Raw genomic sequence first — 11,288 nt, forward strand, 5'->3', positions numbered from 1 at the left:
ATCAGGCGCCGTCCGCCGCCTCTTCGAGTTCTGCGGCCTCCTCGCGCGCCTCGGCCGCCTGGTCGCGGAAGTCCTCGATCTGCTGGCTCAGTTTCTTGCTGACGCGATATTTGAACTCGTCGGGCATCATGCCGTAGTCGATGTCGAGCGTGACCATCGTATCGCAGCCCTCGACGATTTCAGGCGCCCAACTGCCCTGCGCCAGCTTCGACTCGTCGGTGACCACCGCCTGACCGTCCTCGACGTCGATGAAGGCGGTGACGATGTTCCAGATCTGGGGGTTGCTCGTGCTCGCTTCGTCGAACAGCCCCTCGAGTCGAGTCTCCTTGACCGGTTCGTCGCGGAGTTCCGTCGCCAGGTCCTCGAGGGCGTCGGCCAACTCCTCGTACTCGGCGGCCTCCTCGCGGAGCGCGGCGGCTCGCTCGTCCGGATCGTCGGCCGCGCTCATCGGCCTCGGTCACCCCCCGAGTCCACCGTTCGGGGACGGGTGTCGATGTCGGCGATCATATACGGGATGGTAGCCGCTTCGGGACCGTAAACGTACGCTTCCGCGCCGCCGTCACGCCCGGCTACCGGTCGTCGGATTGGGGCGGCGAGGACCGCAGCGCGAGGTCGCGGTTAGAAAAGCGAGAGGTCGAGGCTGTAGGCCCACTGCTGCGGGCCGACCGCCGCGATAACGAGGGCGCCGCCGGCCATGGCGACGTTCTTCAGGAACTGCGTCATTTCCGTCTGCTGTTGCTCTTCGGGAACGGCCCAGAAGTCGTGGAAGACGACGCCGGCGACGATCAGGAAGCCGGCGATGACGATCGTCGCAACGATGGGGAAGACGCCGAGTATGACGCTGAGCCCACCGAGGACGAGGACGATACCGGAGCCGATGACTCCCAGTTTGGGGGCTGGAAGCCCCTTGTGCTCGGCGTAGCCGGTCATCTGCTCGGTCTGCATGAAGTGGTTCAGGCCCGTAAACGCGATGACGCCGCCGAAGACGATACGTCCGACGAGAAGGATGATACCCTCGATTCCGGTGACGGCCATTATCGGCTCACCTCCTGGGAACGGCCGGGCTGATCACGGGACGACAGTGCGAATCGGTGAGTGACGTTCAGTTTCATCACGTGACCCACTCGGAACGAGAACGACATATGTGTTTTTAGACATTAGTGATAGTAGTGGACATCAGTGTTACTGAGAGTTAATTCGTTCATCATGAGTACCCGTTGCGGCCGTGCGTCCGCATAACGTACCGACGCTCGTCCCGCGCCGGCGAACCGAAATTCGAGCCGCGCTTGCTCGTCGGTCACCGCTCTACGGCGCGCCACCGACGACCCCTACTCAAGCGAGATCTACCTCCGAATCGCCCAGCGCGTCCGGGACCCACGCGCGGTTCGGATCGTCGGTCTCGTCCATCCACTCGATCAATCGCCCCCGCATCTCCCGACGGGCGTCGTCGTACTCGGGATGATCGATCAGGTTTTGCAACTCCGCCGGATCTGCGTCGAGATCGTACAGTTCGTCGACGTCGGGCCCGTTGTAGACGTACTTGTATCGGTCCGTGCGGACCATCCGCTGGCTGTAGAGACCGAACTCGTCGCCGTGGTACTGGGCGAACGTCGACTCCCGCCAGGCGACGTCGGCCGGCGGGTCGCCGCCGTTCTCGAGCACCGGCACTAGGCTCCGCGAGTCGAAGCCGTCGGGGATGGGGACGTCCGCGAGGTCGAGGAAGGTAGCCGCCAGGTCGTGGAGGTGAACCGGCGCCTCGCAGCGCTCGCCCGAATCGGCGACGCCGGGCCAGCGGATCTGCAGCGGGATGCGGTAGGTGTCGTCGTACATCAGCGGCCCCTTGTTGAACTGGCGGTGGCTCCCGGCGAAATCACCGTGGTCCGAGGCGTGGACGACGACCGTCTCGTCGGCCAGGCCGGTCTCCTCGAGGGCCTCGAGGATCCGATCGAGCTGGTGATCGATCAGGGTGACGAACCCCCAGTACTTCGCGATCGCTTCGGCCCAGAGGTCCCAGTCGAAGTCGGCCACGCCGCGGTAGTCGAGGTAGTTCTCGTGAACCTGCGGTTTCCCGTCGTAGGTCTCGGCGTAGGTGTCGGGGGGTTCGATCTCGTCGGGATCGTACATCGAGGCGTACGGCTCGGGGACGACGTAGGGGTGATGAGGGCCGTAGAAGTCCGCGCGGTGGAAGAAGGGGCCGTCCCCGCGGTCGCCGTCGGCGTGGTCCTCGATCGCGTTGATCGTCCGCTCGGCGAGGAAGAACGCCCGCGTCTCCTCGACGTCGATCGGCGTCTTCGCGGCGACGAAGGTTCCCTCGTCGCCGTCGCGCGGGTCGTCGCCGGTGTAGATCGCCTCCTCGAGGTCGACCGTACCGACGGGCGTGCCCCGCTCCTCGCGGTACTCGCGGAACGCCTGGTCGATGTCGTCGTGGTGTGTGTCGCTGCCGCCGAGATAGGAGAACCCGAAGTCGGCGGGCGTCTGGTCGCGGCCGGCGTGCCACTTTCCCGTGTAGGAGAGGTCGTAGCCGGCGGCGACGAGTTCCTCGGAGAACGTCGAGAGGTCCTCGGGCAGGTTCGCTCGAATCGCGTCCGGTTCGTGGCAGTTGTTTAGCATCCCGTGGCCGTGGGGAAAGCGGCCGGTCAGCAGCGACGCGCGTGCGCTGGAGCAGATGCTGATCGGCGTGAAGGCCCGCTCGAAGCGCATGCCCCCGTTCGAGAGCCGGTCCATCGCTGGCGTCTCGACCGGCGGTCCCTCGGGCGCGCTGCAGTCGTACCGCTCCTGGTCGGTGAGCACGAACAGGACGTTCGGGCGGGTGTCGGCCATCAGGCGACGTACACCGCCGCCGTAGTTAATGATGGGACCTGCGTGGCAAATAAGCCGCCACGGTGTAAACCCCACCGTTCATTACCGGTCCGTTCGACGGACCACGCGTGCCGGGAGCGTACTGCGGTGAGTGCGAGTGGCAGTATCGGGTCGATGGAGACGGGGACGGGGACGAAGACCGCGCGAAGGAACTCAGTCGAGCGATGATCGATCACTTCGTCGAAACCGGTCACTCGCCGGTCGAGCGGTGCGACGCCGACGATCGGCTCGCGAGCGATGCGGACAGCGAGCGGAGCGACCAGGCGCGGGCCGGCGAGTCGCTCGAACGCTCCCGCGAGAAACCGACCGAGTCGACGACGGCGAGACGCCGAGAGCGGTAACCGGATCGACGCGACCGGACGGGAAGCGCGCTCGCAGTCGCCGATTCGCAGGAACCGGGTCGAGATGGCCGCACGATAGCGGATTGGACGAGAGAGCGCACCCGAGAAGCGAGAACGTCGGTTCGGGAAAATGACGAAGACGGCGAGAACGGGCTCCGATGGAGCCGCTTACGCGAGATCGTCGTAGGTCGGCCGCTCGCGGTTGCCCGGGAACTCGTCGACCGGGACCTGAATCTGGTCGCCCGACGCCATATCCTTGATCGTCACCTCGTCGTTCGCGAGGTCCTGCTCGCCGACGATGACGACCGTCTCGGCGTTGATCGAGTCGGCGTAATCGAGTTGCGCGCCGAACGACCGGCCGGCGACGTCCGTCTCGACGACGTGGCCCCGCTCGCGCAGGTCGCGGACGATCCGGGACGCCTCGGCTCGCGTGTCGCCGATCTGGAGGACGTAGTAGTCGGTTGTCACTTCTTCCGCCGGCCAGACGCCGGCCCGCTGCAGCAACAGCGACAGCGTGGCGTGACCCGGCGCGACGCCGACCGCGGGCGTCGGCTGCCCGCCGAACTGCTCGATGAGGTCGTCGTAGCGGCCGCCGCCGAAGATCGACCGCGAAACTTCCCCGGCCGAGTCGAAGCACTCGAAGACGACGCCGGTGTAGTAGTCGAGCCCGCGGGCCGTCTCCAGCGAGATGGTGCAGTACTCGCGGGCGCCGAAGTCCTCCGCGGCCGCGAGCACGTTCTGGAGGTTCTCGACGGCCGCCGTCACGCGCTCGGTGTCAGCGAACGCCTTGACCTCGTCCAAGTCGCCGCTCGCGATGAGGTCGTCGAACTCGGCGGCCTGGTCGGCCGTCAATCCGGCGTCGATCAGCAGGTCGTGGTACTCGGCCTGCGAGAGCTTATCGGATTTGTCGACCGCCCGGATCGCCGCCTCGGTGTCGACGTCGGCCTCGTAGCTCTCGACGACGCCCCCGAGGATGTCCCGGTGGGAGATCCGGAACTCGAAGTGCTCGCCGGTGAGGCCGAGGCCGGTCAGCGCGTCGGCCGCCCAGGCGAGAATCTCGGCGTCGGCCTCGGGCGCCGAAGAGCCGAAGATGTCGACGTTGGTCTGGTAGAACTCCCGGTATCGGCCCTGCTGGACCTGCTCGTAGCGCCAGAACGGGCGCGTCGAGAACCACTTGATCGGCTTCGACAGCTCCTGTTGCTTCGCGACGACCATCCGAGCGACGGTCGGCGTCAGCTCGGGGGTCATCGCAACGTGGCGGCCGCTCTGGTCCTCGAACGAGTAGAGTTCGTCGACGATGTCGTCGCCGCTCTTGTCCGTCCACATCGCAGCCCGTTCTAACGCCGGCGTTCCGATCTCGCGGAAGCCGTACTCGCGGGCCGCGTCCTCTAAACCGTCGATGGTCGCCCGCCTGGCGGCCATCTCGCCGGGATAGAAGTCACGAAAGCCCTTGATCCGGTCGTACATGCTACGTCGTTCGGGGACGGCGAACTTCTATCCTTCCGTTCGGGGACGTCCCGGCTCCGGCATGTACCGCGTCGGACGTTGCGTCAGGACGGCCACGTCCGCATCGGCGGTCAGCGAACGTTCGTCACGTACGTCTGATTGTGATCGGGGAAGTACTCCGCAATCGCCGCGGGACCCTCTTGCTCGGCGATCACCGCTCGCAGCTCCGCCTCGTAATCGGCCCTGTCGATCTCCTCGCTCGGACCGACGGTCACGTCCAATCGCGCGTCGACCAGACGGTCGACAGCCGCGCGGCCGAAGCCCGACAGCGGCGCGATGTAGTCGACGCCGTGGCGGTCCTCGAGGCTCTGGGCCTGGGCGCGGGAGACCGTCGGGACGCGATCGTCGCGGCGGGTGCCGTCGGCGATCGCATCGAACTCGCGGGCCGCGAGCCGTTCGAGGGCGTGCTGGTGGACGTGCTGGATGCCGTTTCGCGGGAAGCCGTCCTCGCGGATTCGCTCGACGGCCTCGCGGGCCACGTCGAGGTCGCACTCGAGTCGTTCGAACGCGAAGCCGACGGTGTCGGCCGTCTCACGGGCGTGTTTCCAGTCGTCGGTGACGCCGAAGTGGGCCGTCACAAGCGTGACGTCGTAGAACTCCTCGAGCAAGAGCGCGGCGAGTGTCGAGTCCTTCCCGCCGCTGTATAGCAGTCCGAGCTCCATCAGCGCCGCTGGATGTCGAAGCTCTGCGAGTCGGGCTTGAGCTCCTTGAGGAGCTGTTTCATCTTGTCGTCGTCGATCTTCCCCTGAATTCGGCCGCTACGGGCCAGGCTGACGACCTGGCGCTCGACCTGCTCGCCGAACTGGGGCTTGCTCATCTTGACGGTGTTGAGCCGCTTGCGGGCGTCGTCGGTCAGGTGCTGGCGCAGGAGCGCGTTCTTCTGGGCCTCGGCCTGTTGCTGGGCCGCTTCCTGGGCCTCGTCGCCCTGGCCGGACTCGGCGCGATCCTGAAGCTGCTCCATCTTCTTCTGTCGGAGCTCTTCGAGTCGCTCGTCGTCAGGTGATCCACTCATGGCTATATCTTACTGTTGTCTGCACGCGGGAAAATGATTACGGACCCGGACGACCGGTACACACGGCTCTCCGCGGTGAAACCGGCGCGAAAACGAATTCGAGCGTTACGCGTACCGTTCGAGTTCCGGACGGTCGAGTTCCTCGAGGACGTTGCCGGCGGTGTCGTCGAGCAGGCTCTGTCCCTCGGCGGTGACGCGGCGACCCTCGCCCTCGGCGGTCTCGACGAGGCCTTCGTCTTCGAGCTGCTGGAGGATCGTGCGGATCAGGTTCTTCGAGCCGTCGGCACGGTGGGCCGGCGCGACGCGGTAGCGGTTCGAGCCGCCGTTCGAGCCGCCGTACTCGGTCGAGAGTCGCTCGACGCCGACGGGACCGCGGTCGGCGACCTTGCGCAGGAGGCTCGCGGCGCGAGTCGCCCAGAAGTCCTCCTGTTCGGGCGGGAGCTCCCGGTCGGCGCCGGTCTTAGCGAACTTGCCCCAGTCCGGTTCCTCGAGTCGGTCCGCGAGATCGTCGGCGAGCGCCTCGATGAGGTCGTCCGCCGGAACGTCGTACATCGTAGCCATTGGCGTGTGGTTTCCGTCCCCGGCATTTAAGAGCATCGTATCTCGGCAACGGTCGGTCGGCCCGGACCGTTTTTCGCCTTCGAGTCGAAACGGGTGGTATGGACGAACGCGCCGCCCTGCGGCTCCTGTCGGACGAACTCGCGGCGGCCGGCGACGACGCGGCCGCCGTCGACGGCCTGGTCGTGACCACGGACATGCTCCACGAGCGGACGGACTTCCCGGCGGGGACGAGCCGCTACACCGCCGGCTGGCGCGCCGTCGGGGCGTCCCTGTCGGACGTAGCGGCGATGGGCGCCGACGCGACGGCCGCGGTCGCCGCCTACGCCGCGCCGTCGTTCGACCGCGGAGAGCTACTGGACTTCGTCCGCGGTGCACGCGACGTCTGCGAGCGCGTCGACGCCGAGTACGTCGGCGGCGATCTGGACGGCCACGAGGAGTTCACCGTCTCGACGACCGCGATCGGTCGGACCGACGACCCCGTCCCGCGCAGCGGAGCGCGACCAGGCGACCTCGTCTGTGTCACCGGGACGTTCGGTCGGAGCGCTGCGGCGCTCCGCCTGTTCGAACGTGGTGATGCGGAGCGCGCCAACGACCTCTTTCGGTTCGACCCCCGCGTCGCGACCGGGCGGGCGCTGGCACCTCACGCGACCGCGCTGATGGACTCGAGCGACGGGCTCGCCAGGTCGCTCCATCAGCTCGCCGAGGCCAGCGACTGCGGGTTCGCGATCGAGTCCGAATCGGTTCCGATCGCCGACGCAGTCTGTGAGGTCGCCGCGAACGACGACCAGGCGCTCGAGCTCGCGACGACCTTCGGCGAGGACTTCGAACTCGTCGCGACGGTACCGGACCGCTCGGTCGCGGCCGTACGGAACGCGACGGACGTGTCGCTGTCCGTGATCGGGACGGTCCGCGACGCCGACGAGGGCGAGCGCGTCACCATGGACGGCGAGTCGCTTCCGGATCGAGGCTACACGCACGGCTGAGGACGGAACCGAGAGCGGGAACGGGAACGAAATCGAGACCGAGACGAAACCGGAACGGGATCAGCCGACGATCACGACCGGCACCGGCATGAAACAGAGGAAGCCGAGCCCGAACGTGGCGATTCCGAGGACGAATCGCCCGCGTCCGAGCGGCTCATCGCGGATCGGCGTCGCCGGCCCCATCGACGCGAGCACCGTCGTCAACAGTCCCCAGAGGATCCAGACGAAGACCGTGTTCACGTCGTAATTCTGTACGTAGTAGAGGTAACCCGCGAGCGCGAACAGCACGCCTGGTACCAGCGCCGCGATCGTCTCCTGAAGTTCGCCGGTCATCGCCCGCAGGATGTGGCCGCCGTCGAGCTGGCCGACCGGGATCAGATTGAGAAAGGTGACGAACATCCCGACCCACGCACCGATGACGACCGGGTTCACGCCCATCGTCGGGTCCTCGCGGTACAGCGACTGATCGAAACCGGCCGCGAGCCACTCGAGTAGCAGGGGATAGCCCAACTCGATCTGGACCGCGTCGGGACTCTGAAGCACCGCGGGATCGACGGTTACTGGCGGCATGTGGAGCCCGACCACCGTCACGACGACCGTCGCCACCAGGCCGGCTAGTGGCCCGGCGACGCCGATGTCGAACAGCGCCTTCCGGTCGGGCATCCGACCTTTCATCTTGATGACCGCGCCCATCGTCCCGATGAGCGTCGGCACCGGGATGAAGTAGGGCAGCGAGGCGTCGACCTGGTGGTAGCGGCTCATGACGTAGTGGCCCATCTCGTGGACGCCGAGCACGCCGAGGATCGCGACCGTGAACGGCCAGGCCTGCAGGATCGCAGTCGGATCGGTGAACGGATCGATCTGATACCAGAACGAGCCCGCGAACAGCGTCGAGCCGACCGTCAACAGGAGCAAGACGATGTTCGTCCACGGAATTCCGTCGACGCCGACGGACGTTGGTTCAGCGACGAGGGCGTACTCGCCGTGGCGTCGCTCGAGGTTCGCGTCGTAGCCGTGGTCCCGGAAGTCCGGCCACAGTTCGCGGACCACCCGTTCGGGGTGGGCCAACGGATCCCCATAGTACACTAATCGGTCGTCCTCGCGTTGGATCTCGTAGACCGCGAACACCGATTCGATGCGATCGATCGACGGCCCGTCGTCGAGCGACCGCGCGCCGCGTCCCGGCCCGTCGAAACCGGACCGATCGACGTCGTCCATCAGCCGTGTTTCGCTACCACTCGGTATAAATGGAGTGTCGTCGGCAGGGTCAGCCGTTTCTCGCGGTCGCGGGTCGACCCGCAGCTAATGACGCGGCCGAGCGGCGAAAATAGCGGGGTGGAACCGCGTGACGGTTCAGGGCGGCTGTGCCGGATGGCGTCAGTACCGATGGCAGTGACGCGCCGACACGGGAGAGGGATGCGGGGATAGTCGGCGGGCGGTGCGATCGCTTTCTTCGAGCACGGGGGACGATCAGGCGGGAGCGACGCGCCAGGTGGTCGCGCTCGTGTACGACCACTTCTCGATCTCGAGGTCGTTGACCGAATCGGAGAGCTTGACCATCAGCGCGCCGATCTCCTTGGGGGACATGCCGACATCGTCTGCGATAAACTTCCCTTTAAAGTACAGTTCGCCGTCTTCGGCGCGTTCGCGCAGGTAGCGTTTCAGTCGGCGTTCCTTGCTTTCCGTGGAGGGTTGGGCTGTCGTGCTCATCGACACTCGTCCCTTCCGATGGCAAGATGTTATAAAGGGTGGATGGTTAGCGGCGTTTCGATTGTGTTCAGTTATCCGGTGGGTAAGAGACGTTTTATTCCTTTGGGCATGACTATTTACAATGGCCTTAGCGCCGCCGAGACGTTTTATAACCGCCTCTAACTTATTATATCGGGACTGACTGCAATGGGCAGGACAATGTTTCCATTCCCGACCGTTTTCCTATTTCAGCCCACTCGCCGAACGAATATAACTGTTAGGATCGCTCGTGAACCCAGAACTCGTCCTCGACCGTCACCTCCTTCTTGAACAGGGGAACTTCGTCCTTCAGGCGGTTGATTCCGTCCTCAACGGTCCGAAACGCCTCTTCGCGGTGACCGGCGAGCACGACGACGAAGACGATGTCCTCGCCGTCCTCGACGACGCCCGTCCGGTGGTAGAGCTCCACGTCGAAGACGCCGTCTCGCGCCTCGAGATCCGTTTTCAGGGCAGCCATCCGCTCGTCCGCCACGCCCTCGTACTTCTCGAACTCGAGGTACTGCGTGCGCGCATCGTCCGCGCTGTCTTTCCCTCTGACCCGGCCGGTGAACGTCGCGATCGCGCCCGCCCGCCCGGCGTTCGGCGATCGCTTGACGCGGGCCACTAACGACTCGAGGGTCTCGTAGGGCTCGGTCGACTCGAGGGCGGCCACCAGACCGTCGAGATCGAGGTCGCCGGGGCGCTCGACGCTTGCGAGAACGGACTCGTCTTCATCCGCGGCGTCGACCGCGCCGACGGCGACCGACGGGTACCGGAGCGACGACACGCCGACGACGATCGCGTAGTCGCAATCGGTCACCAGGCGGTCGAGCGCCTCGCCGACGGACAAGCCCGTGCCCGAGGCGGTCCAGTCGCCGTCGGCGCCGAGGTCGTAGGTGACGTCGCCGCCGACCGTGAGCGATTCGCCCGCGTGCGTGCCGTCGGCGATCGTCGCGTCGTACCTGACGACGCCGACGCGGCCGCGTTCCGAGAGCCGGTCGACGAGGCGATCGACCACCGACTCGACGGTCTCGGAGCCGGCCCCCTCGTCGCGAACACCGAGTACGTGCATAGTCGTGCTATGGATCGGTCGGACTTTGTAGCTGTCGACGCATGCCGCAGAAGCGGCTATTGCGGTTGGATTCGGCTCTGGCCGATACCCTCGGCGACCGGTAATCGAGTATCCCGGCGGACGGGCTGCGGGACTTTGCACCTGCGCGATGAACGCTCGAGCATGCCCCTCCGAATCGGCTTCACGGGCGACGTCATGCTCGGGCGGCTCGTCGACGACCGCCAGCGCCGCCGTTCGGTCGACGCGGTGTGGGGGAACGTGCTCGAACGCCTGCGCGCGATAGACGGCCTGGTGATCAACCTCGAGTGTTGCCTCTCGACGCGGGGCCGAGAGTGGCGGCGCACACACCGGCCGTTTCACTTCCGGGCCGATCCGGACTGGGCGGTTCCGGCGCTCGAACGCGCCGGCGTCGACGTCTGTGCGCTGGCGAACAACCACGTGCTCGACTACGAGGAGGTGGCGTTGCGGGACACTCTTATGTCCCTCGACGAAGCCGATATCGCCCGCACGGGCGCCGGGGAAACGATCGACGAAGCCCTCGACCCGGCGGTGCGGACGATCGGTGGCCCGGACGAACCGATCGAACTCGACCTGGCGGTCGTCTCGTTCACCGACAACACCCCCGAATACGCCGCAGACGAGAATGCGCCGGGCACGGCGCGGATCGAGATCGACATCGACGACGCGGAGACCCGCCGGCGCGTTCGCGAGGCGCTTCGGCGCGCACGCGAAACGAACCCTGACTTGGTCGTCGCCTCGCTGCACTGGGGGCCGAACATGGTGACGGAGCCGCCCGAGTCCTTCCGGGCGTTCGGCCGCTGGCTGGTCGACGAAGGCGTCGACGTCGTTCACGGCCACAGCGCCCACGTCTTTCAAGGGATCGAGGTCCACGACGGGCGGCCAATCGTCTACGACGCGGGCGACTTCGTCGACGACTACGCGGTCGACGACGCGTTGCACAACGACCGGAGCTTTCTGTTCGTACTGGCGGTGACGCCCGACGGTGATGGCGGGTGTCGGCTCCGCGAACTCCGATTGCATCCGACCGAGATCGACGGCTATGCGGTCCACGAGGCCGGACCGGCAGCGGCCGCCTGGTCCCGCGAGCGGATGCGCGAGCTGTCCGAACCGTTCGGAACCGAATTCGAGCGATCGGGAGCCGGCCTGGTCCTTTCGCTCGAGGACGAGTAGGGGAGGAAGGGACGGCCGGGCGGCCCGGCTGACGG

The 11,288-nt window shown here is 66.5% G+C and carries 13 protein-coding genes; 3 read left to right on the top strand and 10 right to left on the bottom strand.

Translation table 11 applies throughout. The features are described 5' to 3' along the window. Window position 1: 1 nt before the first annotated feature. From BMY29_RS13280 to BMY29_RS13290, 3 genes are all read right to left on the bottom strand, one after another. Window positions 2-448: a hypothetical protein gene (locus BMY29_RS13280; protein WP_049992196.1), complete on the bottom strand. Its 447-nt coding sequence runs from the start codon at window positions 446-448 to the stop codon at window positions 2-4. Window positions 449-618: 170 nt separating this feature from the next. Beyond that, a complete protein-coding gene (locus BMY29_RS13285) occupies window positions 619-1,035 on the bottom strand; it encodes a DoxX family protein (protein WP_049992195.1) in 417 nt (138 codons plus the stop codon). Window positions 1,036-1,332: 297 nt separating this feature from the next. Next, window positions 1,333-2,820 (bottom strand): sulfatase family protein, encoded by a 1,488-nt coding sequence (locus BMY29_RS13290; RefSeq protein ID WP_049992194.1) that lies wholly within the window; start codon window positions 2,818-2,820, stop codon window positions 1,333-1,335. Between the two features lie 107 nt (window positions 2,821-2,927). On the opposite strand from BMY29_RS13290, the gene BMY29_RS13295 reads away from it, so the two are divergent. Beyond that, entirely contained in the window at window positions 2,928-3,200 is a 273-nt protein-coding gene (locus BMY29_RS13295) for a hypothetical protein (protein WP_049992193.1), read from the top strand. A 168-nt stretch (window positions 3,201-3,368) separates the two neighbouring features. Here the strand turns inward: BMY29_RS13295 and hisS are convergent, their stop codons facing one another. The 4 genes from hisS to BMY29_RS13315 form a co-directional block, all read right to left on the bottom strand. Then, a complete protein-coding gene (gene hisS, locus BMY29_RS13300) occupies window positions 3,369-4,667 on the bottom strand; it encodes a histidine--tRNA ligase (RefSeq protein ID WP_049992192.1) in 1,299 nt (432 codons plus the stop codon). A gap of 110 nt (window positions 4,668-4,777) precedes the next feature. Beyond that, window positions 4,778-5,368, bottom strand: coding sequence for a DUF7411 family protein (locus BMY29_RS13305; protein ID WP_074854759.1), 591 nt, complete (start codon window positions 5,366-5,368; stop codon window positions 4,778-4,780). Next, a complete protein-coding gene (locus BMY29_RS13310; protein ID WP_049992114.1) occupies window positions 5,368-5,718 on the bottom strand; it encodes a DNA-binding protein in 351 nt (116 codons plus the stop codon). The genes BMY29_RS13305 and BMY29_RS13310 overlap by 1 nt, the downstream gene beginning before the upstream one ends. Before the next feature lie 105 nt (window positions 5,719-5,823). Further along, on the bottom strand, window positions 5,824-6,279 hold the full coding sequence (locus BMY29_RS13315; protein ID WP_049992113.1) for a 30S ribosomal protein S19e: 456 nt from the start codon (window positions 6,277-6,279) through the stop codon (window positions 5,824-5,826). A 98-nt stretch (window positions 6,280-6,377) separates the two neighbouring features. Between BMY29_RS13315 and thiL the strand changes: the two genes are divergently transcribed. Beyond that, the gene (thiL, locus tag BMY29_RS13320; protein ID WP_049992112.1) at window positions 6,378-7,262 is read left to right on the top strand and encodes a thiamine-phosphate kinase; all 885 of its coding nucleotides are present in this window, start codon (window positions 6,378-6,380) and stop codon (window positions 7,260-7,262) included. Window positions 7,263-7,322: 60 nt separating this feature from the next. On the opposite strand, the gene BMY29_RS13325 is transcribed toward thiL, so the two are convergent. From BMY29_RS13325 to BMY29_RS13335, 3 genes are all read right to left on the bottom strand, one after another. Further along, complete coding sequence (locus BMY29_RS13325) at window positions 7,323-8,480, bottom strand: site-2 protease family protein (RefSeq protein WP_049992111.1); 1,158 nt, start codon at window positions 8,478-8,480, stop codon at window positions 7,323-7,325. 252 nt (window positions 8,481-8,732) lie between these two features. Continuing rightward, entirely contained in the window at window positions 8,733-8,972 is a 240-nt protein-coding gene (locus BMY29_RS13330) for a DUF7123 family protein (protein WP_049992110.1), read from the bottom strand. Between the two features lie 256 nt (window positions 8,973-9,228). Then, entirely contained in the window at window positions 9,229-10,062 is an 834-nt protein-coding gene (locus BMY29_RS13335) for a molybdopterin synthase (RefSeq protein WP_049992109.1), read from the bottom strand. Between the two features lie 162 nt (window positions 10,063-10,224). On the opposite strand from BMY29_RS13335, the gene BMY29_RS13340 reads away from it, so the two are divergent. After that, on the top strand, window positions 10,225-11,253 hold the full coding sequence (locus BMY29_RS13340; RefSeq protein WP_049992108.1) for a CapA family protein: 1,029 nt from the start codon (window positions 10,225-10,227) through the stop codon (window positions 11,251-11,253). Window positions 11,254-11,288: the final 35 nt, after the last annotated feature.

The organism is Natrinema salifodinae, from assembly GCF_900110455.1.
In the GTDB taxonomy this organism is placed as follows: Archaea; Halobacteriota; Halobacteria; order Halobacteriales; family Natrialbaceae; genus Natrinema; species Natrinema salifodinae.

What these genes read in the sequence shown, in the direction of transcription:
- hisS (WP_049992192.1), bottom strand. Translation starts at nt 4,667, where the DNA reads ATGTACGACCGGATCAAGGGCTTTCGTGACTTCTATCCCGGCGAGATG.
- BMY29_RS13330 (WP_049992110.1), bottom strand. Translation starts at nt 8,972, where the DNA reads ATGAGCACGACAGCCCAACCCTCCACGGAAAGCAAGGAACGCCGACTG.
- BMY29_RS13280 (WP_049992196.1), bottom strand. Translation starts at nt 448, where the DNA reads ATGAGCGCGGCCGACGATCCGGACGAGCGAGCCGCCGCGCTCCGCGAG.
- BMY29_RS13310 (WP_049992114.1), bottom strand. Translation starts at nt 5,718, where the DNA reads ATGAGTGGATCACCTGACGACGAGCGACTCGAAGAGCTCCGACAGAAG.
- BMY29_RS13285 (WP_049992195.1), bottom strand. Translation starts at nt 1,035, where the DNA reads ATGGCCGTCACCGGAATCGAGGGTATCATCCTTCTCGTCGGACGTATC.
- BMY29_RS13305 (WP_074854759.1), bottom strand. Translation starts at nt 5,368, where the DNA reads ATGGAGCTCGGACTGCTATACAGCGGCGGGAAGGACTCGACACTCGCC.
- BMY29_RS13340 (WP_049992108.1), top strand. Translation starts at nt 10,225, where the DNA reads ATGCCCCTCCGAATCGGCTTCACGGGCGACGTCATGCTCGGGCGGCTC.
- BMY29_RS13335 (WP_049992109.1), bottom strand. Translation starts at nt 10,062, where the DNA reads ATGCACGTACTCGGTGTTCGCGACGAGGGGGCCGGCTCCGAGACCGTC.
- BMY29_RS13315 (WP_049992113.1), bottom strand. Translation starts at nt 6,279, where the DNA reads ATGGCTACGATGTACGACGTTCCGGCGGACGACCTCATCGAGGCGCTC.
- BMY29_RS13290 (WP_049992194.1), bottom strand. Translation starts at nt 2,820, where the DNA reads ATGGCCGACACCCGCCCGAACGTCCTGTTCGTGCTCACCGACCAGGAG.
- thiL (WP_049992112.1), top strand. Translation starts at nt 6,378, where the DNA reads ATGGACGAACGCGCCGCCCTGCGGCTCCTGTCGGACGAACTCGCGGCG.
- BMY29_RS13325 (WP_049992111.1), bottom strand. Translation starts at nt 8,480, where the DNA reads ATGGACGACGTCGATCGGTCCGGTTTCGACGGGCCGGGACGCGGCGCG.